Origin of the sequence: Pseudomonas sp. CYM-20-01 (genome assembly GCF_023169845.1) — a bacterium.
Lineage (GTDB): Bacteria > Pseudomonadota > Gammaproteobacteria > Pseudomonadales > Pseudomonadaceae > Aquipseudomonas > Aquipseudomonas azotoformans.
Map to the genome: position 1 here is coordinate 4,875,094 of NZ_AP025169.1, position 23,369 is coordinate 4,898,462.

General features: G+C 61.0%; 24 protein-coding genes. 8 read left to right on the forward strand and 16 right to left on the reverse strand.

The features are described 5' to 3' along the window. Positions 1 to 9 precede the first annotated feature (9 nt). Both M2497_RS22025 and M2497_RS22030 read right to left on the reverse strand, forming a co-directional pair. Positions 10 to 705 (reverse strand): class I SAM-dependent methyltransferase, encoded by a 696-nt coding sequence (locus M2497_RS22025; RefSeq protein WP_248483179.1) that lies wholly within the window; start codon positions 703 to 705, stop codon positions 10 to 12. Continuing rightward, positions 702 to 1,421: a FadR/GntR family transcriptional regulator gene (locus tag M2497_RS22030; RefSeq protein ID WP_248483181.1), complete on the reverse strand. Its 720-nt coding sequence runs from the start codon at positions 1,419 to 1,421 to the stop codon at positions 702 to 704. The genes M2497_RS22025 and M2497_RS22030 overlap by 4 nt, the downstream gene beginning before the upstream one ends. A 230-nt stretch (positions 1,422 to 1,651) precedes the next feature. On the opposite strand from M2497_RS22030, the gene M2497_RS22035 reads away from it, so the two are divergent. Together M2497_RS22035 and gudD are read left to right on the forward strand one after the other, a co-directional pair. Further along, on the forward strand, positions 1,652 to 3,013 hold the full coding sequence (locus tag M2497_RS22035) for an MFS transporter (protein ID WP_248483183.1): 1,362 nt from the start codon (positions 1,652 to 1,654) through the stop codon (positions 3,011 to 3,013). 19 nt (positions 3,014 to 3,032) lie between these two features. Continuing rightward, a complete protein-coding gene (gene gudD / locus M2497_RS22040; protein WP_248483185.1) occupies positions 3,033 to 4,358 on the forward strand; it encodes a glucarate dehydratase in 1,326 nt (441 codons plus the stop codon). 79 nt (positions 4,359 to 4,437) lie between these two features. Here the strand turns inward: gudD and M2497_RS22045 are convergent, their stop codons facing one another. From M2497_RS22045 to M2497_RS22055, 3 genes are all read right to left on the reverse strand, one after another. Beyond that, positions 4,438 to 4,800, reverse strand: coding sequence for an addiction module antidote protein (locus M2497_RS22045; protein WP_058425648.1), 363 nt, complete (start codon positions 4,798 to 4,800; stop codon positions 4,438 to 4,440). A gap of 1 nt (position 4,801) precedes the next feature. After that, positions 4,802 to 5,104 (reverse strand): type II toxin-antitoxin system RelE/ParE family toxin, encoded by a 303-nt coding sequence (locus M2497_RS22050; RefSeq protein ID WP_248483187.1) that lies wholly within the window; start codon positions 5,102 to 5,104, stop codon positions 4,802 to 4,804. 139 nt (positions 5,105 to 5,243) lie between these two features. Beyond that, positions 5,244 to 6,167 carry an ABC transporter substrate-binding protein gene (locus M2497_RS22055; RefSeq protein ID WP_248483189.1) on the reverse strand — a complete coding sequence of 308 codons (924 nt, stop codon included), beginning with the start codon at positions 6,165 to 6,167 and terminating at the stop codon, positions 5,244 to 5,246. A gap of 241 nt (positions 6,168 to 6,408) precedes the next feature. On the opposite strand from M2497_RS22055, the gene M2497_RS22060 reads away from it, so the two are divergent. Beyond that, positions 6,409 to 7,650 carry an acyl-CoA dehydrogenase family protein gene (locus M2497_RS22060; RefSeq protein WP_248483191.1) on the forward strand — a complete coding sequence of 414 codons (1,242 nt, stop codon included), beginning with the start codon at positions 6,409 to 6,411 and terminating at the stop codon, positions 7,648 to 7,650. A 122-nt stretch (positions 7,651 to 7,772) separates the two neighbouring features. Here the strand turns inward: M2497_RS22060 and argE are convergent, their stop codons facing one another. The 7 genes from argE to M2497_RS22095 form a co-directional block, all read right to left on the reverse strand. After that, a complete protein-coding gene (argE, locus tag M2497_RS22065) occupies positions 7,773 to 8,921 on the reverse strand; it encodes an acetylornithine deacetylase (protein ID WP_248483194.1) in 1,149 nt (382 codons plus the stop codon). Continuing rightward, positions 8,918 to 9,592, reverse strand: coding sequence for a DUF1028 domain-containing protein (locus M2497_RS22070; RefSeq protein ID WP_248483196.1), 675 nt, complete (start codon positions 9,590 to 9,592; stop codon positions 8,918 to 8,920). Before M2497_RS22070 ends, argE begins: the two co-directional genes overlap by 4 nt. A gap of 9 nt (positions 9,593 to 9,601) precedes the next feature. Beyond that, on the reverse strand, positions 9,602 to 10,333 hold the full coding sequence (locus M2497_RS22075; RefSeq protein ID WP_248483198.1) for a class II aldolase and adducin N-terminal domain-containing protein: 732 nt from the start codon (positions 10,331 to 10,333) through the stop codon (positions 9,602 to 9,604). 54 nt (positions 10,334 to 10,387) lie between these two features. Further along, on the reverse strand, positions 10,388 to 11,218 hold the full coding sequence (locus M2497_RS22080; protein ID WP_248483200.1) for an ABC transporter substrate-binding protein: 831 nt from the start codon (positions 11,216 to 11,218) through the stop codon (positions 10,388 to 10,390). A gap of 28 nt (positions 11,219 to 11,246) precedes the next feature. Next, positions 11,247 to 12,119 carry a phytanoyl-CoA dioxygenase family protein gene (locus tag M2497_RS22085; RefSeq protein WP_248483202.1) on the reverse strand — a complete coding sequence of 291 codons (873 nt, stop codon included), beginning with the start codon at positions 12,117 to 12,119 and terminating at the stop codon, positions 11,247 to 11,249. A gap of 27 nt (positions 12,120 to 12,146) precedes the next feature. Then, a complete protein-coding gene (locus tag M2497_RS22090; protein ID WP_248483204.1) occupies positions 12,147 to 13,664 on the reverse strand; it encodes an amino acid ABC transporter permease/ATP-binding protein in 1,518 nt (505 codons plus the stop codon). Between the two features lie 211 nt (positions 13,665 to 13,875). Continuing rightward, complete coding sequence (locus M2497_RS22095) at positions 13,876 to 14,850, reverse strand: LysR family transcriptional regulator (RefSeq protein WP_092250662.1); 975 nt, start codon at positions 14,848 to 14,850, stop codon at positions 13,876 to 13,878. Between the two features lie 182 nt (positions 14,851 to 15,032). Here M2497_RS22095 and M2497_RS22100 point away from each other — a divergent pair, with 182 nt between their 5' ends. The 4 genes from M2497_RS22100 to M2497_RS22115 all read left to right on the forward strand — a co-directional run bounded on the left by M2497_RS22100 (position 15,033) and on the right by M2497_RS22115 (position 17,862). Beyond that, entirely contained in the window at positions 15,033 to 15,455 is a 423-nt protein-coding gene (locus M2497_RS22100; protein ID WP_248483206.1) for a RidA family protein, read from the forward strand. A 25-nt stretch (positions 15,456 to 15,480) separates the two neighbouring features. After that, positions 15,481 to 15,927, forward strand: a complete 447-nt coding sequence (locus M2497_RS22105; protein ID WP_248483208.1) for a type II 3-dehydroquinate dehydratase — start codon at positions 15,481 to 15,483, stop codon at positions 15,925 to 15,927. A 20-nt stretch (positions 15,928 to 15,947) separates the two neighbouring features. Then, positions 15,948 to 17,198, forward strand: a complete 1,251-nt coding sequence (locus M2497_RS22110) for an NAD(P)/FAD-dependent oxidoreductase (RefSeq protein WP_248483210.1) — start codon at positions 15,948 to 15,950, stop codon at positions 17,196 to 17,198. 322 nt (positions 17,199 to 17,520) lie between these two features. After that, complete coding sequence (locus tag M2497_RS22115; RefSeq protein WP_248483212.1) at positions 17,521 to 17,862, forward strand: DUF6124 family protein; 342 nt, start codon at positions 17,521 to 17,523, stop codon at positions 17,860 to 17,862. A gap of 225 nt (positions 17,863 to 18,087) precedes the next feature. On the opposite strand, the gene msrA is transcribed toward M2497_RS22115, so the two are convergent. From msrA to M2497_RS22135, 4 genes are all read right to left on the reverse strand, one after another. Continuing rightward, entirely contained in the window at positions 18,088 to 18,594 is a 507-nt protein-coding gene (gene msrA / locus M2497_RS22120) for a peptide-methionine (S)-S-oxide reductase MsrA (protein WP_248483214.1), read from the reverse strand. 94 nt (positions 18,595 to 18,688) lie between these two features. After that, positions 18,689 to 20,035: a hypothetical protein gene (locus M2497_RS22125; protein ID WP_248483216.1), complete on the reverse strand. Its 1,347-nt coding sequence runs from the start codon at positions 20,033 to 20,035 to the stop codon at positions 18,689 to 18,691. 65 nt (positions 20,036 to 20,100) lie between these two features. Next, positions 20,101 to 21,447, reverse strand: coding sequence for a hypothetical protein (locus M2497_RS22130; protein ID WP_248483218.1), 1,347 nt, complete (start codon positions 21,445 to 21,447; stop codon positions 20,101 to 20,103). 99 nt (positions 21,448 to 21,546) lie between these two features. Further along, the gene (locus tag M2497_RS22135) at positions 21,547 to 22,035 is read right to left on the reverse strand and encodes a hypothetical protein (protein ID WP_248483220.1); all 489 of its coding nucleotides are present in this window, start codon (positions 22,033 to 22,035) and stop codon (positions 21,547 to 21,549) included. Positions 22,036 to 22,279: 244 nt separating this feature from the next. Between M2497_RS22135 and M2497_RS22140 the strand changes: the two genes are divergently transcribed. Further along, complete coding sequence (locus M2497_RS22140) at positions 22,280 to 23,332, forward strand: alpha/beta fold hydrolase (RefSeq protein ID WP_248483223.1); 1,053 nt, start codon at positions 22,280 to 22,282, stop codon at positions 23,330 to 23,332. The last annotated feature ends 37 nt before the right edge of the window (positions 23,333 to 23,369 follow it).

Sequence of the window (23,369 nt, forward strand, 5' to 3'; positions counted from 1 at the left end):
GAGGGTAGATCAAGCCAGCAGCGCGGTTATCCACCTGGCCTGTCGGGAAATCTCCTGCCACTTGTCTGGCGGCACTGCCTGCCGCGCCTGCTCGAAGCTGGCCAGGGTCTTGTGCTTTTGCTGCAACAGGCGCTGCCACTTGGCAAGGAACGCCGGGCTACGCGCCTGCATTTGCAGGGGGCCGAAGTACAGCTGTTCGGCGGTGTAGGCCACCGGCCCGGTGCGCTCGGCGACGATGATTTCGTAGTAGAAACGGTTCTCGCGCAGCAGCTCTTCATGGAGGATGGAGTAACCGTTGTGCATCAGCCATTGGCGCAGCGCTTGTTCGCCACCGTTAGGTTGCAGGATCAGGCGTTCCTGGCCGCTCAGGTGCAGTTTGCCGTTTTCAAGAATGTCGCGGATCGTCTCGCCGCCCATGCCGCAGACGCTGATGGCGGTGATGCCGTCATGGGGTTCGATGGCCGCCAGACCATCGGCCAGGCGCACGGTGACCTGCTGCTCCAGGCCGTTGTCGCGCACGGTACGTTGCGCCGCATGAAAGGGCGTGGTCGCGACCTCCCCCGCCAGCGCCGCCGTGATCGCACCTCGGCGCATCAACGCCACCGGCAGGTAAGCGTGATCGGAACCGATGTCGGCCAGTCGCGCGCCAGCCGGTACGTTGGCGGCCACGCGCTCCAGGCGCTGGGATAAGGTGTGTTCGTTCAACGGCCCTGCTCCCCGGAAAACCGATCGCGGCTGTTGGTCAGGTGCAACACCATGGCGGCGCGGGCGGCATCCGGGTCCTGGCGCTTGACCGCGTTGAAGATTGCCTCGTGCTCCAGGTTCGCCAACTGCCCCAGCTTGGCAAAATCGGCGCCGCCACGTTCATCGTTCTTCACCTGGGTACGCGGGATCATCGCATTGCCCAGGTGCAGCATGATTTCGGTGAAGAAGGTGTTGCCGGTGGCCTCGGCGATCAGTTGGTGAAAACGTTTGTCTTCCTCCACGCAGCTGTCGTTATTGGCCAGGGAAGCCTGGTAGTCGTCCAGGGCCTGGCGCATGTGAGCCAGTTGGGCGTCGGTCCTGCGAACCGCCGCCAGAGCAACGGCTTGTACTTCAAGGCCCAGGCGCAACTCCAGCATGTTGCGCACGCTGGCCACCGTGTCCACGTGCAAGCGCAACCCCTGCTGGGCCTGCTGCTCCAACACAAAGGTGCCAATACCGTGGCGGGTCTCGACCAGGCCGGACGCCTGCAACTTGGAGATAGCCTCGCGCACCACCGTTCGGCTCACGCCGTGTTCGCGCACGATGGTGGATTCCGAGGGCAGTTTTTCACCGGGTTTGAGTTGGCCGAGCAGGATGCGCTGGGTCAACGCGTCGACCACGCCTTGGGCCAGGTTGGTGGAGCGTCTGCGGACAGAGCTTCCATTATCGATGGGCATATTACGTGTCCACAGGGTTGAGCAGCGGCAAGCTTAACATTCCCACCTGCCCGTCGCGTCTTCAGGATGTTTGATGTCAAAAAAACAATCCACTTGTATGACAACACACTAAAAACGCATTTTAAAAATCAAAAAACCCCAATACTGTTGCGAAAAAAATAAATCAACTTGTATGATGTCTATCAACAAGACACACACACCCGCATAAAAACAATCAGGGGGAGTTTTGAATGGTGACCACTTCAAGCCACGAATCTGCCACACTCGAAAATGATCCAGTCCTCACGCGCGCCGTGAGCAAAGTGAAGGGCCATGTGCTCCCACTGTTCGTGATCATGTTCATCCTCAACTACATCGACCGGGTCAATATCGGCTTTGTGCGCACGCACATGGAACACGACCTGGGCATCGGCGCTGCGGCCTATGGTTTCGGCGCCGGGCTGTTCTTCATCGGCTACGCCCTCTTCGAAGTGCCCTCCAATATGCTGCTGCAAAAGGTTGGCGCACGTATCTGGCTGACCCGCATCATGTTCACCTGGGGCATCGTCGCCACGCTGATGGCGTTCATCCAGAACGAAACCCACTTCTACATCCTGCGCTTCCTGCTGGGTGTGGCTGAAGCCGGCTTTTTCCCGGGGGTGATCTATTACTTCACGCGCTGGTTGCCCGGTGTGGAGCGTGGTAAAGCCATTGCGATTTTCCTCAGTGGCTCGGCGGTCGCGTCGCTGATTTCCGGTCCGCTTTCCGGCGCGCTGTTGCAGATCGAAGGGTTTGGCTTGCATGGCTGGCAATGGATGTTTGCCATTGAAGGCCTGGCCTCGGTGGCGCTGGGGTTCTTTGTGTGGTTCTGGTTGGACTCCAAACCCCACGACGCCCAATGGATGACCCGCGAGGAACAGGACGCACTGGTCAATGCCATCGACCAGGAACAACGCGACCGCGAAGCCCTCACCAGCGTCAAGCCGACCCTCGGCAAGCTGCTCAAGGACCGCCAGATCCTGCTGTTCTGCGCGTTGTATTTCTGCATCCAGCTGACGATCTACGCCGCTACCTTCTGGCTGCCGAGCATCATCAAGAAGATGGGCGATTTGAGTGATGTGCAGGTCGGCTTCTTCAACTCGATCCCGTGGCTGATCTCGATCATCGCCATGTACGCCTTCGCCTCGCTCTCGGGCAAATTCAAGTTCCAGCAGGCCTGGGTCGCGGCAGCGCTGTTGATTGCAGCGGCGGGGATGTTCATGTCGACCACGGGCGGGCCGATCTTCGCGTTTGTGGCGATCTGTTTTGCGGCCATCGGCTTCAAGTCGGCGTCGTCACTGTTCTGGCCGATCCCCCAGGGCTACCTGGATGTGCGCATCGCCGCTGCGGTGATCGCGCTGATCAACTCCATCGGCAACCTGGGCGGCTTTGTGGCGCCGACCACCTTCGGTTTCCTGGAGCAGACCACCGGTTCGATCCAGGGCGGCCTCTATGGCCTGGCCGGCACCTCGGTGCTCGCCGCGATCCTGGTGTTCTTTGCCAAGACGTCCCCCTCTGCCGCATTGAAGCCAGCGAGCGGCGTGCCCACCGCCGCTCTCGGCAAACCACTTTGAGCCCAGTCAGGAACCTGCCATGAATACTCCCGTCGTTACGCACTTCCAGGTCATCCCCGTCGCCGGCCACGACAGCATGTTGCTCAACCTCAGCGGCGCCCATGGGCCGTACTTCACGCGCAATATCGTGATCCTCAAGGACAGCTCGGGCAACACCGGCGTCGGCGAAGTGCCCGGCGGCGAGCGCATCCGCGAAACCCTGGAGGACGCCCGCAGCCTGGTGATCGGCCAGCCTATCGGTCAGTACCAGCGCATCCTCAACCAGATGCGCAGCGCCTTTGCTTCACGCGACGCTGCCGGCCGCGGCCTGCAGACCTTTGACCTGCGCATTACTATCCATGCCGTCACCGCCATGGAAGCAGCACTGCTCGATTTGCTGGGCCAGTTTCTCGAAGTGCCGGTGGCGGCCTTGCTCGGTGAAGGACAGCAGCGCGATGCGGTGAAAATGCTCGGCTACCTGTTCTATGTCGGCGACCGCAGCGCAACCACCCTCGCCTACCGCAACGAAGCCGACAGCGACGATGACTGGTTCCGCCTGCGCCATGAAACAGCCCTGACCAGCGACGCCGTGGTGCGCCTAGCCGAAGCCGCCCAGGCCAAATACGGTTTCAACGACTTCAAGCTCAAGGGCGGCGTATTGAGCGGCGATGCCGAAATCGAAGCCGTCACCGCCCTGGCCGAACGCTTCCCGGACGCACGCATCACCCTCGACCCGAACGGCGCCTGGTCACTGCAAGAGGCTATCCGCCTGTGCCGCGACCAGCACCACGTACTCGCCTATGCCGAAGACCCCTGCGGTGCCGAAAACGGTTACTCGGGCCGCGAAGTCATGGCCGAATTCCGCCGGGCCACGGGACTGAAAACCGCCACCAACATGATCGCCACCGACTGGCGCGAAATGGGCCACGCGATCCAGTTGCAGTCGGTGGACATTCCCCTCGCCGACCCGCACTTCTGGACGATGCAGGGCTCGGTGCGCGTCGCACAGATGTGCCATGAATGGGGCCTCACCTGGGGCTCGCACTCCAACAACCACTTCGATATTTCCCTGGCGATGTTCACCCAGGTCGCCGCCGCAGCGCCGGGCGATATTACCGCCATCGACACCCACTGGATCTGGCAGGACGGCCAGCGCCTGACCAAAGCGCCACTGAAAATCGAAGGTGGTTACGTGAAGGTCCCAAGCAAACCAGGCCTGGGTGTGGAGATCGACATGGACGCGGTGGCCCAGGCCCACGAAGTCTACAAAGGCATGGGCCTCGGCGCGCGGGATGACAGCGTGGCCATGCAATTCTTGATTCCGGGGTGGCGCTTCAACAACAAACAGCCGTGCCTGGTGCGATAAACGCCCACCCACTGTAGAAGCGAGCTTGCTCGCGAAGATCGCCAACGAAAAACGCGCCCCCCCTGGGTAAACGCGCTGCCTAGGTTTTCTTCGCGAGCAAGCTCGCTCCTGCAATTGGCTGCACCGTCAGCTCGACGCCCAAGGCCAGCATCAGCTTCTGGATAGTTTCATAGCGGGTCTTCGAGCCGCCTTTCAACGTTTTATACAGGCTCTCCCGGTTCACCCCAGCGGCCTCGGCCACCTTGTTCACACCTTGGGCCTTGGCAATCTCGGCAAGCGCCTTCATGAGCACCTGCAGGTCTTGAGCCTTCATGCTCTGCGCCAGATACGCACTGATGGTTTCCGGGCTGTCGAGAAAGCGCGAAGCCTCATAGACGCTGGTTCCGGACGTATCCAGATCGAGGATCGGCATGTCCTCGGGTTTGAATTTCGATTCGCTCATTTCATTTACCTCTCAGGGCATCGAGAATCTCTTTTGCCCGCTTGATGCCTCTTTTCTGGTCAGTCTTATCACTGCCCCACAGCATCAAGTAAGCGGTGATCCCCGTACGCACGAAATACATCCTGTAACCAGGCCCGACGAACACACGCATTTCACTCATGCCGTCGCCTACCGATTCACAATCCCCAAAATTGTTTTCCTCCGCTCGGTCCAAGCGGGTCAGCACCGCCGTTTTCCCCCAGATATCCCGCATACCGTCGAGCCATGTATCAAACTCCGGCGTCCTGCCGATTAAATTAGTCACAGTATCACTTGTAGCCTACAGGCTACCCCTTGTCGATGCCAATGGATTTTTGTTTCCGGTGAGCGCCGGAATAAAAAACCCTAGTTCAGCACCCGCACAAACATCGGATGGATACTATGAGTGCTTGTTTCCCCTGTGTTTAAAGCACCCGATCAAACAACGGCGCCACGTCATACCGCTGCTTCAACATCTGCGCATCCACCAAAAAATCCGCCGTGGCCTGGGCCTCGCTGATAATCGTCGGCGAGATCGGCAGCACCTTGATTGCATCGCGCTTGAACCACACCTTGGCGATTTCCGGCGCCGACTGGTTGGCCTTGGACCAGGCTTCGGCGTATTCATCGACGTGGGTGTTGCTCCAGACTCGGGCGCGAGTCAGGCGGGCAATGAAGTCTTTGATGATCGCGCTTTTCTGCGCCAGGGCCGGCTCGTACGCCACGATGTAGGTCGGCGCACTCATCAGGCCCTTGGCGTTGCGGATCAGCGTGCTGCCTTCTTTTTCCTGCAACGACACGTAGGGTTCCCAGGTGCCGAAGGCGTCGATGTCGCCCTGGGTCAACGCCAGGCTGGCCTCGGCCGGCAGCAGGTATTTGAAGTTGACGCTGCTGCGCGGCACACCCGCTTCATCCAGCGCCTTGTACGCCAGTTGCTGGCTCCATGAGCCGTTCCAGATGGCAACGGTCTTGCCTTTGAGGTCGGCCACCGAATGAATGCCCTTGCGCGCCACGATGCCCACGCCATCAAGGCTGGTCTGGGTGCTGGCGACGACTTTCACCGGTGCGCCGTTGGCGGCCAGGCTGATCACCGGGGTGTCGCCGACGATGCCCACATCCAGCGCGCCGCTGGCCACGGCCGAGGCCACCGGGGAGCCGGTGTTGAAGCGCTTGAAGTCGATTTTGTAAGGCAAGTCCTTCAGCTCGCCCGACAGCTCCAGCACGATGCGGTTGGAGAAGAATTGGTCACCCACGACGAGGGTCAACGGCTCGGCGGCGCTGGCCGACGGACCATAGAGTGCAAGAGAGGCCACGCCTAGCAAGGACAGCAGTGTTCGACGGTTGATCATGAAAAATCCCACAGGGTTAGAGGGTTGGTTTAACCATCTGTGGGCATGCAGTCTGGTCGCTTGAGGTAGAAGCTAACGCAATAAAAGCGCGGGGTTTAATACTGTTGGGCACTATCGATAGAACCGTCCCACAGGTCGCTAGTTGCTTTTCGTATTAAAACCTTCGCCGCCCCTGGGTTAGGGTGACGTCACCAGACCACTGGACCCCAGCACCTGAACTACTTTCAGCAAGGTCCATTGCATGTCGATTCCCGCTTTGAATATCTGGGGCGCTCCGCCCACTGCCCGCTACGAACAATTGGCCGCGCCGTTTCGCCCACTGTTTGCGCAGATTCTCGCGCAGGCCGCCGAGGCGGATCAGACACGCGCCAGCCTCGCCACGGTGATCCAGCAACTGAATGCCCTGGGTTTGCCACGCTGGCGCCTGCCGGCCAGTTATGGCGGCCAGGATGCGAGCCTGGTCGAGCTGCTCACGCTGCTCACTGAACTGTCCGCCGCCGACTCCAACATCACCCAGGCCCTGCGCGGCCACTTTGGTTTTTGCGAAGACGTACTCAGCGCCAAGGACCTCGACTGGCGCGCCAAGTGGCTGGACCGCCTCGGCCAAGGCGCCCTGCTCTCCCCCGGCAGCACCGAAGTCGGCAACGGAGCCCGTGGCGACTTCGACACCCGCCTGCACCGCGATGCCGCCGGCGCATTGCGCATCAGCGGCAAGAAGTTCTACACCACCGGCGCGCTCTACAGCGACCTGATCAATACCATTGCAACCGGTGAAAACGGCACCGTGTATACGGTTGTCGTCGACCTGAAAGCCCCAGGGGTAAAGATCGTCGACGACTGGAACGGCTTCGGCCAACGCCTCACCGCCAGCGGCACGTGCATTTTCGACAACGCACCGGTGGTGGACAACGACGCGCGCCCCACCCAACAGCGCTTTGGTCACGGGCAGTCGTTCTTCCAGCTCTACCACCTCAGCACCCTCGCCGGTATCGCCCGACGCGCCGCCCTCAGTGGTGCCGAAGAACTCAGCCAGCGCGCCCGCACCTTCACCACCGGCAATGCCGACACGGCGAGCCAGGACGTGCAGCTGCTCCAGGTGATTGGTGAAGTCGCGAGCCAGGCCTACGCCGCGCAAGCCATCGCCCAGCAAGCGGCCCGGCGCCTGGAGTACACCGCGCAGTATGTGATTGCCCACGACCAGCCACTGCATGACGATGACCCGCAGGTTGCATTGGCCGAGCTGGAAGTGTGCCTGGCGGTGAACCCGGTGGTGGATGCGACGCTGGCCGCGACCACGGCCTTGTTCGATGCCCTGGGCGCCAGCGCCACTGCCAGCAGCAAGGCGCTGGACCGGCTGTGGCGCAATGCGCGCACCCTGGCGAACCACAACCCGCGTGTGTACAAGTCGCGGATTGTGGGCAATTACCTGGTGAATGGAATCCTGCCGCCCGCGCAGTGGCGGGTGGGTGTGGCAAAGCACTGACAGTTCGAGGGCACAACAAAGATCAAATGTGGGAGGGGGCTTGCCCCCGATTGCGGACATCCAGTCACTGCATTGTTAGTTGACCCACCGCCATCGGGGGCAAGCCCCCTCCCACAGGTAACCTACACGCTCACAAACTTCAGCACCCGCGCCAACATCCGGTCACAGGCCTGCAACTGCTCCAGGCTGATGAACTCATCCGGCTTATGCCCCTGCGCCATACTCCCCGGCCCGCAAACCACCGTGGGAATACCGGCCTGGTCGAACAACCCGCCTTCGGTACCAAAGGCCACCGTGCCAAAATCCGGCGAGCCACAGAACTGCGCCACCCACTCTGCGGCCTGGCTTTCTGGCGACGTGGCCAGCCCCGGATAACTGGACAACTCGCTGAGGCTGATCGCCGATTGCGCACTCACTGCCCGCATCGCCGGCAACAAGGATTGTTCAGCGTAGTCGCGCAGTTGCTGCACCACCTGCCAGGGATCCTGGGCCGGCAGCGAGCGCACTTCAAAGTCGAAACTGCACTCCTGCGGCACGATATTCAGTGCTTTGCCGCCGCTGATCAAACCGGTCTGCACCGTAGAAAACGCCGGGTCGAAACGCGCATCCAGATGCTCTGGCGCCTTGAGCGTTTCGCCGAGCCGCACCAGCTCGCTGACCAGCCGCGCCGCGTATTCAATCGCGTTCACGCCCGCCGGCGCGTACGCCGAATGGCACGCCGCGCCATGCACCTGGCAGCGCATCGCCAGCTTGCCTTTATGGCCCAGCACCGGTTTGAGTTCGGTGGGTTCGCCAATCACACACAGCAGCGGCTTGACCGGCTGCCCGTGGAACCGCTCGATCAGCGAGCGCACGCCCAGGCAGCCGACTTCCTCATCGTAGGACAGCGCGATATGCACCGGCATGCGCAACGGCGCCTGCACCAACGCCGGCACGCATGCCAGCACACAAGCGATGTAGCCCTTCATGTCCGCCGTGCCACGCCCGTACAACTTGCCGTCCTGTTCCGTCAGCTCGAACGGCGCCACGCTCCACCGCTGCCCGTCCACCGGCACCACATCGGTATGCCCGGACAGCACGATGCCGGGCACCTGCGCCGGGCCGATGGTCGCAAGCAAATTGGCCTTGCTCTTGTGTGGGTTGTAAACCAGTTCACAGGCCACGCCGTGGTCTTGCAGGTAAGTGCGCACGAAGTCGATCAAGGCCAGGTTGGATTCGCGGCTGGTGGTGTCGAAACGTACCAGTTGCGCCAGCAGGTCGCGGCTGTTCATCGGTCATCTCCCGGCACCGCATAACCCGGTGCGATCTGCGGGTTGAGGGCGCGGTCGATGTAATCCCGCAGTTGCCCGCGATAGGCTTGCCAGAGTTGGTCGAGGGCGCTTATCGGGCCCGTATCGGCCCAATCCACGCGCAGATTGACCACCGGCCACAGCAGGTCATCGACGATCACCAGCGCCGCCGAATGCACCGGCCCGGCTTCGCCACCGCCCGCCACACCGGCGTGCATCGCGGCCAGCAGCCGGTCGGCCAGGTGCCCCGGGGCCGCTTCGAACGCCGCCACCATGGCCTCGATCACCTCAGCGTTGGCCAACATGTTGCCTGCCGCCACGCAGCCCTCACCGCTCACTGCGTGGTGAATGCCCAGGGTCTGCGCACCGCTGAAATGCGCGGTGCGGCCCAGGTGATCAATCACGCTGACCTGGCGATACTCGCTGTGATCCTGACCGGCCAACATCGCCAGCGCTTCACTCGGCGCCAGGCCCTGCTCCAGTAAATCCAGCACCTGTGGCCCCAGGCTCGGCAAGGTGATGTTCTGCGACGCCACCGCGCCCACACCGGGGCGCAGCCAGGGGCAACGCGCACCCACGGCAATGCTCGATGAGCTGATCGCAATGCCCAACTGGCCCGTCTCGGCGCAGCGGGCGACAACGGAAAACGTCATGGGGTGTCCTCAGTCGAGCACGGAAGGGTCCGCGGCGATCATCAACTGCTTCATTTCTTCGAAATGCTGGCGCGAAAAGTCGGCGATGCCTTCCCAGCCGCGCGCGGTTTTTTCCGCCACGTCATCGGACAGCACTCGCAACGGCTGCCCGGTGGACCAGGCCGTGACGAGGATCTGGCAGGAACGTTCCAGGGTCCAGATATCGTCGAAGGCTTCACCGATGGAGCCAGCCGTGACCATCACGCCGTGGTTGCCCATCAACAAGCGCGTCTTGCCGTCGAGCAGCCCGGCCAGGCGCGCGCCTTCGGCCTCGGTGTCGGCCATGCCGCCGTACAGCTCGTCCACGGCAACGCGGTTGAAGTAGCGCGCAGTGTTCTGGTCGATCGGCGGGATGTGCGGCCTGGCCAGGCACGCCACCGCCGTGGTGTACACCGGGTGCAGGTGCAGCACCGCACGGGTTTGCGGCAGCAGCCGGTGGATCTGCCCGTGGATCGACCACGCCGTGGCATCCACGTTGGGATGATCGGCACAGGCGGTGTCGTCTGCGTTCAGCAGCAGCAGATCGCTCGCGCGGATACGTGAAAAGTGCTTCCACTTCGGGTTGAGCAAAAACTGTTTGCCATCGGCCGAGACGGCGGCGCTGAAGTGGTTGGCCACCGCCTCATGCATGCCCAGGTGGGCGATGATGCGAAAGGTCGCCGCCAGGTCGATGCGCGTCTGTTCTTCGTGGGATAACGCCATGGATCGGACTCCGCAGGGCGCGGCCGCAGGCGAATGCGGCACGCGCGTGTAGGTTTACTTCGGCATCAATGCGGCAATGTCGGCATCGGTCGGCGCCTGGAAGTTGTACTTCTTGAGCAGGGCGGCGTACTCCGGCGTGGCGCGGTATTTGTCCAGGCCGTCGAGCAGGGCTTTTTTCACCGTGTCATTGCCTTTCTTCACACCGAAGCCGTTGAGCACCGGGTAGATCAAGGTGTCGGACGAGATCACCACGCGGCTGCCGAGCTTGTCGATCACGCCCCGGGCCACGGCGGCGTCGGTGATCTGTGCTTCAACCGCGTGGGCCAGCAGCGCCTGGGTGGTTTGCGGGTCGGTGCTGTATTCGCTGATCTGGATCGGCTTCAGGCCCTTGGCCACGCAGTATTCGGTGGACAGCTTGTTCATCTGCGCCAGCCACGAGGTGGCGCCCATGGAGCCGATCTTGTGGCCGCAGAACTCCTCCGGGGTCTTGGGCTGGAAGCTGCTGTCCTTGAGGGTCAGGATCGACTCGCCGCTCTTGAGGTAAGGGATCATGTCGATGACTTTGACCCGCTCGGCGGTGATGTACATCGACGAATTGGTCACGTCGAAACGCCCGGCTTGCAGGCCGGTGATCAGGTTGGGAAAGCGCGTATCGAGGGTCTCGACCTTGCGGCCCATGACCTTGCCCAGGCCGTCCATGAATTCGATATCAAAGCCTGCCGGCTTGTTGTTATCCATGTACTCATACGGGAAGAACGTCACATCGGAACCGGCGATGATCTTGCCGTCCTGCTGGAACGCCGAAGCGGCCAGCGAGGTCAGTGCAACCGCTGCGCCCAGCAGGCACACGGCAAGGGGACGAACACTTTTACGAAACGCTGTCATGGTGATTACCTGCAAGGGTTTGGGGGGGTTAGGCAGTGGCTGAATCTTGTCCCGCCTGTTGAACGAAGAACGACGCGCCACGGGGTTTCTGCGGCAAGCGCATGTGGTTGTCGGTGGAACGCACCAGGCCACTTTCTTCACCGGCCACCAGCAGGCCGGCATGTGCGCTGGGCAACGGGTTTTCGCCGAAGGGCAGCGCGTCTTCAGCGGCATAGACACTGATGAACAGCGTGCGCGGCAGTTCGGTCTCGTTAGGGCTGGAAGCATGCAGCAGCCGGGTGTGCATGAAGCACACCGAGCCGGCCGGGCCGTAACAGGCCACCGGCTGCTGGCAGTGTTGCGCGACCACGCTGTCGTCCACCGAGCCGGTGAAACGCTGGTTCTGCCAGTGCGACCACAGCGGGCCTTTGTGGCTGCCGGGGATCACGTTCAGCGGGCCGTTCTGCGGCGTCACTTCGCTGACCATCAGCAAGGCGGTGACGATGTCGTCGTTGCTGTGGGGCGTGAACAGGAAGTCCTGGTGCCACTTCACCTGGGTCGCGGTGTGGGGCAGTTTGGAGTTGATCTTGCTGTGGTGAAAACGCGTGCCCTGGGCGCCGATCAGTTGCGCGGAAATCGCCGCCATGCGCGAGTGCAACGCCACGCGCTCATACGCCGGCGAAATCTCCGTGGGCGAGCTGACCCGGCGCAGCGACGGCTGGTCGGCGCGGTGGTCACCCTCCAGGTCAAAGCGCTCGCGGCCATCGACGGTGGCGCCCCAGCTCCGGTCATGACTGCGGCTTTCTTCCACCCATTGGTCGAAGTCATGCTGCAGCGCGGCCACTTCATCCAGTGACAGCACGCCTTCTACCACCAGGAAGCCGTCGCGCTGGAATTGTTCGACTTGCGATTGCTCGATCATTTTAGTGTTTCCTGAACGTTAAACAGATCACGCCAGCGAGACGTCCTTGAGGAACGCCTCCACGCGTGGGTTGTGGCCGCTGCGCAGGGCGCCCGGCGTGTCGTCGCAGACCACGCGGCCCTTCTCCATGAACACGATGCGGTCGGAGACCTTGAAGGCGAAGTTCATCTCGTGGGTGACGATGACCATGGTGATGCCCTCCTCGGCCAGGGCTTCGATCACCTGCAGCACCTCGTTGACCTTCTCCGGGTCCAGCGCCGAGGTGGGCTCGTCGAACAGCATGATCTGCGGGCGCATCATCAGCGCGCGGGCGATGGCCACGCGTTGCTGTTGGCCGCCGGAAAGCTGGTGCGGGTACTTCCAGGCGTGGTCGAGCATGCCGACCTTGTGCAGCAGCGCGTAGGCCTGTTGCTTGAGCTCGGCGGTCGCGCCCAGGCGGTGGTATTTGGGCGCCATCAGCAAGTTGTCGAGCACGCTCAAGTGCGGGAACAGGTTGAAGCTCTGGAACACCATGCCGATGTGCAGGCGATGTTCGGCGTGTTCGACGTACTGGGGTTTCTGCGCGCCGACTTTGTTCAAGTGAATGAAGGGCTGGCCGTTGATCCTGATCTCGCCGTTATCCAGTTGCTCCAGGCCGTTGAGCAGGCGAATCAGTGTGGTCTTGCCGGAGCCCGACGGGCCGATCACCGACACCACTTCACCGGGCTGGATCTGCAGATTCACCGAGCCCAACACCTCGATATCGTTGTAGGCCTTGTGCAAGCGCGTGGCCTGCAACGCCGACTCGCCATTATTGGCCGGGCGCGCCAAGGCGGTGCGCTGTTGGGTCGCCAGGGCCAACACCGCCGCATCGGGCATGCGGGACACGTTGCGCTGGTTGACGTCGAGAAAGCGCTCCAGGCGTTTGAGCAGGAAGTCGAACACCGTGACGATAAACACGTAGAAGAACGCCACCGCCGCCATGGTTTCGATCACCAGGAAGTTCTGCGAATACAGGCGCTGGCCGACCATCAGGATCTCGGTCAGGGAGATCACCGACACCAACGAGGTGAGCTTGACGATAGAGATGTACTCGTTGGCCAGCGACGGCAAGGCCACCCGCAGCGCCTGGGGAATCACTACGCGCCACTGGGTGCCGAAGAACTTCAGGCCAAGCGCCCGCGCCGCCTCGCCCTGGCCCTTGGGAATCGACAGCAGGCCACCGCGATGGATCTCGGCCACATAGGCGGTTTCGCAGATCACCAGCGCCAACAGGCCGGACCAGAACGGGTCGGCCAGCACCGCCGAGGTGCCCGGCAACGCTTGCGGCAGGTTGTAGATAAAGATCAGCAGCACCAGCAACGGCAGGCTGCGGAACAGCCAGATATAGCCGCGAGCCGGCACGCTGAGCAGACCATGTCGGGATTGCTTGGCCAGCGCCAGCAGAAAGCCCAGGCCAATGCTCAACACCCAGGTCAGGGTACTGAGCTTGATGACCGTCCACGTCGCGCGCCAGAACTCGGCATCGCCCAGCAAACCAAACATGTAATTCCAGTCGAATGTCATCGTCGCTGTGCCCTGAGAAGTTGATCTACATCGATGGGTTCAGAGTCGTGGCGGGAGGCGGTTGGGGTCAATTCGTAAAAGCCGGGGCACTGGGTAGGCAGAACCTATGCAGTCTGAAAGCAACCAAAATCCAATGTGGGAGGGAGCCCCCTCCCACCATTGGTGCAGGCTTGAATCGGCCGTATTGCGCACGCCACTTATTGGTGCAACCTCAGCTCACACCGCTCAACACCCGCACCGCATGCGGATCAAAAAAGCTTGGCGGCGCCATGCCGGGGATGTACTGGTCGGACACAAACATGCGGCACCGCTCGGCAAACGCCGACACCACCCGCGACAACTGGGTGTTGCTGGCCGTGGCGTAGCCCAGGCGCATCGGCCGGTGCGCACCCGCCAGGCGCAGGCGGATGACGCGCTTGCCGTCCTGGGACATATTCGATTTGGGCCGCGCATTCGCGAAGGAATAGCCGATGCCATTGCCCACCATGGCGCGCACCGTTTCAAGGTTGGTGGAGCGCATGATGATGTTCGGCGTGGTGCCGGCCTGGATGAACAGGCTGAGGAAATAGTCACGACTCCACGGCGTGTCGAGCAGCACCACCGGGTAGGCCTCCAGGTCCTGCATGCTCACGGCCGGCGAGTTCGCCAGCGGGTGGTACTCGCCCACCATCACGTAGGGCGGCAGTTGCGCCAGGGGTTGGAAGTCGATGTCCGGGCTGGTCACCAGGTCGTAGGTCAGGGCGATATCCAGCTCGCCGCTGCGCAGTTTTTCCAGCAGCTCTTCATGGTTGCCCTCGGCTTGCGTCAGCCGTACGCCGGGAAACGCACGGCCGAAACCGAACACCAGCTCTGGCGTGATCATCGGCGCCAGCGACTCCAGGCAGCCCACGCGCAACGGCCCGCGCACCGTGTTCAAGGACTCCGAGGCGATGGTGTAGAGGTTGGTCATCTGTTCCAGGATCAACTTGGCCTCCTGCATCACCAGGCGCCCCACCGCCGTGAGGGAAATGCCCTGGGCGTGATGGCGAATAAACAGCTGGATGCCCAGCTCCGCCTCCATATGCGTGATCGCCGCCGAGATCGACGGTGACGACACATGGATGCGCTCGGCGGCCGCACTGATGCTGCCCGCCTCTCCCGACGCGACGAAATACTCCAGTTGACGCTGAGTAATACGACTGAGCATGACGCCTGCCCCTCAACAATGACTGTGCAGGTGGTGTTGCAGGGTTCGTGCCGGGTCAGGCGCAAACCGATGACCTGCATGGGCTTCGGTTTTTCCTAAGCACTACCCCGCGCAAATGCTGGTTTCGCCGCAACCGGGGCGGTGTGAAGCTGGATCTATCCCGCTTCCCACGAGCTGCCGTTATGCCGACCCACACCCGTATTCGCATGTTCAATACCCGACAGACCTACCCCAACCAGGCGCTGGACAACGACCTGTGCCAGGCCGTGCGCGCCGGCAACACCATTTACGTGCGCGGCCAGATCGGCACCGATTTCGACGGCAACCTGGTCGGCCTCGGCGACCCGCGCGCCCAGGCCGAGCAGGCGATGAAGAACGTCAAGCAACTGCTGGAAGAAGCAGGTTCGGATTTGTCGCATATCGTGAAGACCACCACCTATCTGATCGACCCGCGCTACCGCGAGCCGGTGTACCAGGAGGTGGGCAAGTGGCTCAAAGGTGTGTTCCCGATTTCCACCGGCTTGGTCATCTCCGGGCTGGGCCAGCCGGAGTGGTTGATGGAGATCGATGTGATCGCCGTGGTGCCGGACGATTGGGCCGTATGAACACGCTGATTGCCTGGAGTGCCCCATGACCCATCGTGTGTTTTTCCTCAACGGGCCCAACGCCAACCTGTATGGGCTGGATAAAAACGGCACCTATGGCAGCGAAAGCTTCGCCAGCATCGACGCCCGCTGCCAACGCCACGCCGCCGCGCTGGGCCTGAGGCTGGACTTTCGCCAGAGCAACCATGAAGGCGTGCTGGTGGACTGGATTCAGGAAGCACGCCTGCAGGCCGACGCCATCGTGATCAATGCCGCCGGGCTCAGCTACAGCTCGGTGCCGATCCTCGATGCGCTGCTGGCGTTCGACGGCCCGATCATCGAAGCGCACATGAGCAATATCTGGCAGCGTGAAAGCTTCCGGCACCACTCCTACGTGTCCAGGGCCGCCACCGGTGTGATCGCCGGGTTGGGGGCGCTGGGTTACCAACTGGCAATCACGGCTGTGGCCGAATTGCTAGGCCAAACCGCCTAATGACTGTTCAGGAACCGCCTATGTCCGTCGAAAAAATCAACACCCTGGTCGTCGGCGCAGGCCAGGCCGGCGTCGCCATGAGCGAGCACCTGTCCCTGATGGGCGTGCCCCACCTTGTGCTGGAACGCCACCGCATCGCCGAACGCTGGCGCTCGGAACGCTGGGACTCACTGGTCGCCAACGGTCCGGCCTGGCATGACCGCTTTCCCGGTCTCACCTTCGAAGGCATTTCGCCGGAAGCCTTCCCGCCGAAAGAGCGCATGGCCGACTACTTCGAGGCCTACGCGGATAAGTTGCAGGCCCCTGTCCGCACGGGCGTGGAAGTCCAGTCGGTGGAACGCCATGCAGGGCGCCCCGGCTTCAAGGTCACCACCTCCGCGGGTGTGATCGAAGCCGTCAACGTGGTGGCCGCCACCGGCCCGTTCCAGCGCCCCTCAATCCCGAACATCGTCCCCGCCAGCGCAGCGCTGCACCAACTGCATTCCTCTGCCTACAAGAACCCCGGCCAACTGCCCGAAGGCGCCGTGCTGGTAGTCGGCGCCGGTGCCTCCGGCTCGCAGATCGCCGAAGAACTGCAAAAGGCCGGCAAGACCGTGTACCTCTCGGTGGGCGAACACTACCGCCCGCCCCGCGCCTATCGTGGCCGTGACTATTGCTGGTGGCTGGGAGCACTGGGCTTGTGGGATGAAGTCAAAATCCAGCCGAAGAAAAAACACGTGGCGTTTGCGGTGAGTGGCTATGAAGGCGGCAAGACGGTGGACTTTCGCCGACTGGCCCACCAGGGGATTCGGTTGGTGGGCGTCACCCAGGACTGGGTGGAGGGCGTCATGACGTTTCAACCGGGGTTGGCCGAGAACGTGGCTGAAGGTGACCGCGCTTACTTCGATGTGCTGCGCGATGCGGATGCGTATATCGAGGCCAATGGCTTGCCGTTTCCGCCGGAGCCACAGGCCTGGGAATTGTTGCCCGATCCAGAGTGTTTGGTGAATCCGATGTTGAACCTGGACCTGGCTGAAGCGGGCGTGACCACGATCCTTTGGGCCACTGGCTTCACTTTCGATTTCAGCTGGTTGAAGGTGGACGCGTTCGACGAAAAAGGCGAACCGTTCCACAAGCGCGGGATCTCGGCGCAAAGCGGGATTTACTTCCTCGGTTTGCCGAACCTGGTCAACCGCGCATCGTCGTTTATCTATGGGGTTTGGCACGATGCGAAGTACGTGGCGGACCATATCGTGTTGCAGAACGCGTACATGGCGTACGACAAGTCCTAATCCTGCCGGGACGAAAGGCGCGAGCCTTGCCCGGTTGCCTACGCTTGCGTCAGAATCCGCCGGCTTGTGCGCTTGGGTGGGTGTCTCTAACGTGGCTCGGTCGCTGAACACTCAGTGATCGGGTTTAGTAGCCCGAGTGACAACATAAAGTGCATGAGCCTCATCGATCAGATGTTCTTGTCTGTGCTTGATGGTGGCTGTGCGCAGGGCGCCCTCGGGCGCGCCGGCTTTGTGTGTTTCCCCGGTCTACTAACCTGCGTACAGCTGCCACCCTCTCGTTTAGTAGCGAAAAGGTGGTGGCCCTAAAACAGGTACAACACACATGTTCAAAGTCACACCCAACCCTCCAAACAGTCTGGACCTGAAACTGAATCAGGCGGCGCACCGTGCAATTGATCACTACCTCAACACCGGCGCCGAACCGCCAGAGCCACCTCCACCGCCATCGACAACGCTGTTCAGCATCGCCAACGACGCCAGCAACGAGACCTTGATCGTCAACAGCTACGAAACCTTTTCCTCGGTGAGCGCCTTGCTGCTCGACCTGTCGGAGGCGTTGACGGGGAAACAGCGGGATGTGGCGCTGGCCATTCACCAGTTGAGTGAGTTGGGGGTTTTGTTGGTGGATAAGCTGATGGAGCGCGAAGCTGATCAAGGTCTTTGAGAAACCGGCCATCTCCGGCTGATACCGCCCCATAAGGGCGAACACTGCAACTGTGGCGAGCGGGCTTGCCCCGCGTTGGGTTGCGCAGCAGCCCCAATAAGAGCACTGCAGTGTGCCAGACAGCTCCGGGGCTATGTTTTGGGGCTGCTTCGCAGCCCAACGCGGGGCAAGCCCGCTCGCCACAGGGTACTTATCGCCAGTTTTACCTAAAGGCCTTGCGTGCTTTCAGCCACGCTTGGGTAGCTTCCAATTCGGCCGAATAAAGTGGCAGGTATAGCCATTGGGAATCCGCTCCAGATAATCCTGATGCTCCGGCTCCGCCTCCCAAAACGGCCCCGCCGGCTCAATCTCGGTCACCACACGGCCTGGCCACAATTTCGATGCATCCACGTCCGCCGCCGTGTCCTCGGCCACAGCGCGCTGCTGCTCGTTCAGGTAATAAATCGCCGAGCGATAACTCGGCCCCAGGTCATTGCCCTGCCGGTTAGGCGTGCTCGGGTCATGGATCTGGAAAAAGAACTCCAGAATCTGCCGGTAGCTGATCACCGCCGGGTCGAACACGATTTCAATCGCTTCGGCATGGTTGCCATGGTTGCGGTAGGTGGCATTCGGCACGTCGCCGCCGGTGTAGCCGACGCGGGTGTGCAGCACGCCGGGGTAGCGGCGCAACAGGTCCTGCATGCCCCAGAAGCAACCGCCGGCGAGGATGGCGGTTTCGGTTGGTTTGGTCATGGTCTGCCCTTGCGTTCAGTGGATACCCGCCTAGTTATGGGGCCGTGTTGGCCAATAGCAAGATTCATGGTTTGTTACGCAGTGCGCCAGCACCTCAGGGTTTGAAGTTTTTCATCAGTTTGAACAGGTGGCCGGGCCAGATCCAGCGTGACTGGGGCGGGTCGCGAGTCTCATCGAGAGCGTCCAGAAAGGTTTTGTTGGGCACATCACCGTCAGGTCCATTCACGTTTGGACGCGGGAGAGTTGGATCGTTTGGCGGGTCCTCCGGCTTATAGACCCGATGGGTGGCTGCATCCAGCACGTAACCGGCGGCCTTGCCGTACTCAGTGAGGCTCCAGACACCGTCGATGACTTGGGAGACTGCCTTTGAGGGTGGAAGCTTGATGTCCTTGTGCGTGGTGGTGACGATATGGTCTGCAGTTTTGGCGTGTTTGAAGGTGGCGTACTCGCTGCCGAGTGGAGGTTGATCCGCGCCCTCGTCGGAGAATTTTTTCACCATACGTTCCAGGAACGGTATGCCGCCGATGTGGGTGAACGCGCCCATGCCCGGGTTCAGGATGTGTTTCACAAAGCCAGGGTCAACACGGGTGCTGCTGAGTGCTGAACTGGTGAGTATGCGTGAGGCGATGGCCTCGTCCTCTGGCTTGTAATTGAACGTCGTCCAATACCCGTCTACGTAAAAGCCATTGGTGGCTATGTATTGGCGACCGTCGCTGGAGCGTCGATACTCGCCGAGTGCCCAGACCAAAAGATCAACGTGGCCTAAATCCGCACCTTCTGACTGTAGATATGCATACATATCCGCGACCAAGGCACGATCATCGAGGTTGAGGAAGTCGCTTGCTCTTTGAAGGGCATTCACTGAAGTGGCCGGTGGAAGGGCGACGGGGGGTTCTCTACCGCCAAACACGCGCGAAATCATGATCTCACGGCCGACACTGGCAGCCTGCCCCGAACTAGAACCGCCTGAAGGCTCCATCGACTTGGCCGTTTGCCACGCCACCCTTCGCTCATTGACCGTGAAGGCGCCGCCGTTGTCGCGGGCGATCAGGTTGAGTTGATCTCGCCCGAGTCCCTTGAAGGGGTTGCTGTCATGACCGTTGAGGAAACCGGTCGCTTGTCGCGCACGGGCCAGGAGTTCCGGGTTATTGGCCGTTGGAAGCTCTGCGTCGTGTTGTGCCTTGTTGGCGAAATACTGTTCGTCGGTGATGGGTTCGAGGGGGTTGGCGTTCTTTTGGCCCGTGGGCGCCTCCGCACGCTGTGCCGCATCACTCAATTGACGCGCCAGGATTGAGACGGTCGTGGTGCCGTTATTACTTGAAGCAATGGGCGCATCACGTTCACCGCCATCAAGCGAGATAGCGGACGGAGTAGCACCGCTGACGGAATCGCTTGTCACGCGACTGTTGGACGATGGCGTATAAGGACTGATAGTGACCATTTGTCTTCACCTAGCCTCTATTAATCCGCCTGACTCACGGACATGGAATGCAGTGCGCCGGCACCTCAGGGTTTGAAGTTTTTCATCAGTTTGAACAGGTGGCCGGGCCAGACCCAGCGCGACTGGGGCGGGTTGCGGGTGTCGGCGAGGGCATCCAGAAAGGTGTTGTTGGAAGCATCACCGTCAGGCCCGTTCACGTTTGAAACCGGGTGAGTTGAAACGCTGCGTGGTTCCTCTGGCTTATAGACACGCCGGTTAGCCGCATCCAGTACATAGCCGGTGGCCTTGCCGTATTCGGTGAGGTTCCATACCCCGTTGACGACTTCGAAGAGGGCCTCGGAGGGGGGAAGTTTTATGTCCTTGTGCGTGGTGGTGACGATATGGTCCGCCGCCTTGGCGTAGTTGAAGGTGGCGTACTCACTGCCGAGGGGGGGTTGATCCGCACCTTCACTGGAGAATTTTTTCACCATACGCTCCAGGAACGGTATGCCGCCAAAGTGGGAGTACACCCCGATGCCCGGATCCAGGATGTGCTTCACAAAACCCTGGTCAACACGGCTGTTGCCGAGCGCTGAACTGGACAGTATCCGTGAAGCGATGGCGGCGTCCTCCGGCTTGAAATCGAACGTCGTCCAATACTCATCGACGTAATAGCCATTATTGCTAATGAGTTGGCGACCGTCGCTGAAATAACGATAGTCAGCGAGTGCATAAACCAATCGGTCGACGTGACGTAGATCCGCACCTTCTGAATGTGCATAAGCGTACATATCCGAGATCAAGGCACGGTCATCGAGGGTGAGAAAGTCGTTGCGATTTTGAGTGCCGTTTTCAAAGGTCGCGGGTGGAAGGGCAACGGGTGGTTCGTCATTGTGAAACATGCGCGAAATGAAGATCTCACGACCGTTAATGGGGACCAGCGTGGGATTAGAAGCGCCTGAAGGCGCCATCGACTGGACAGTTTCCCACGCCACCCTTCGCTCGTTAACCGTGAAGGCGCCGCCGTTGTCGCGGGCGATCAGGTTGAGTTGATCTCGCCCTAGTCCCTTGAAGGGGTTGCTGTCATGACCGCTGAGGAAACCGGTCGCTTGTCGCGCACGGGCCAGGAGTTCTGGGTCATTGGCCGTTGGAGTCTCTGCGTCGTGTTGTGCCTTGTTGGCGAAATACTGTTCGTCGGTGATGGGTTCTAGGGAGTCGGCGTTCTTTTGGCCAACGGGTGTCTCCGCCCGCTGTGCCGCATCACTCAGTTGACGCGCCAGGATTGAGACGGTGGTGGTGCCGGCATTACGTGTAGAGAGGGGGGCATCAGCCTGGGCGTTGTCAGGCGAGACTGTTGACGGAATAACAATGCCGCCGGATTCATTCGTCACGCGACTGTTAGACGAGGAGGTATTAGGGCTGATAGTGATCATTAGTATTCACCTTGCGTAGGGCATGTGAATGGTCATGTAAAAGTTTCTTGCCTATCCAAATACCCGCAGCCAAATTCGCTGCGGGCATCACACCACACACTAATAGCTATATTTAATTGTCACAGCATCAACGCCGGCAGGACGAGCGTAAGGTGGAGCGCCACCCAATACCGTATGAAAAATCGTAACTTTTGAACCATGACCGAAGGGCTGGCTATTAAAATCCATCAGCACACCCGAAGAACTCGGAAAGATATCACGACAATCTTTTTCGGCACTGAAGGAGCGAAAGTAACACAGCTCAACCTTCTCACTGAGTGTCCCAGGATAGTATGTTGTACTCCACCGAACTTCTGATATCTGCTTGGGATACTGGAGTGTTCCTGATGGAATATCCGCAGCCAGCACACTAAAGTTTGCGAATTCACGACTTGGCACAGTATTAGAATTAGACAAAACCAATACGGGAGTTGGCGCCACCGTTTTAGTAAAAACGCCCTCCGCCGCCAACACCACATCCTTTGTAAAAACCGCCAACACAACACACACAACAAGCCAAACTTTACTAATGCTTTTCGAGCTCTTCATAATCTTCACCCTAGTTCATAAGTGAGCACCTGAGGTTCCAATCATTCCAGCAGTAGGAATCACACCACTACCCTTGCACGATTTTTCAATTCAAGTAAGGCACCCGCTTCCTAAAAACATGAAGCCCTTATCTGTAATACTTACAAGTAGGACTTTGTCAGCAACTTCCTAGTCCCGCCTCCCCTCTATTAAAAACCCCTGTTCCAAGGCATGATGCCGCCCTCACATCAAGGACGATGAAACCGTGAAAACCACCCTCACCGCGCTGCTGTTGATTGGCTTGGCGATGCCTGCATTCGCCGATACCAAGCCCATCGGCTTCAAGAACATCAACGTCCCTGATGCACAACGCCCGCTGCAAATGGTCGTCTGGTACCCCGCCGCCACCGCCGCGACGCCTGAGTTGATCCGCGATGACGCCGTGTTTTTCGGTGCCTTGGCAGTGCCCGATGCGCCGGCAGCGAGCGGCGAACATCCGTTGGTGGTGCTTTCCCACGGCTACGGCGGCAACTGGGGCAACCAGGTGTGGCTGGCCAGCGCCCTGGCAAATCAGGGGTATATCGTGGCGGCGGTCAACCATCCCGGCACCACCAGCAAGGATCGCAGCCCCCAGGCCGCTGCGCAGTTGTGGCAACGGCCCAAAGACCTGAGCCGGGCCATCGATGCGGTGATCGCCCAGCCGACGCAGTTCGGCACCGTGGCAAACAACCGGATCGCCGTGGTCGGCCACTCCATCGGTGGCTGGACCGCCATGGAAATCGCCGGCGCGCGTTTCGACCCGGACCTCTTCGCCCGCGATTGCAATACTCATCCCAAATTGGGCGGCTGCATCGGCTACCAGCAGATCAAGCCCGCCGCGACCCCGGCGGCGAAGGCCCAACTGGCCGCTGACCTGCGCGACCCACGCGTCGGCGCCGTGGTGACCCTGGACCTGGGCCTGTCGCGCGGCTTCACCGACGCCAGCCTGGCCGCACTGCCGGTGCCGGCGCTGGTGATTGCGGGGGGCGTGCCAACGGAAGATATGGACCCCAACCTGGAGTCCGCCGACATGGTCAGGCGCATGCCCAAAGCCTCGACCCAGTACGTGGAAATCCTCGATGCCACGCACTTCAGCTTCATGTCGATCTGCAAGCCGGGTGGCATGGCGTTGATCGAAGAAGACTCGCCGGGCGATGGCATGATTTGCCGCGATGGCGAGGGGGCTCGGCCAAGGGCGGTGATTCAGCAACAGGTGCTGGATCTGATCACCGGTTTTTTGGGGCGGACAGCGGCACGGCGCACGGCGGCCGATTTTTAGCTGGTATCATCCCGGGCCTGTACAACCCGGGTAGAAC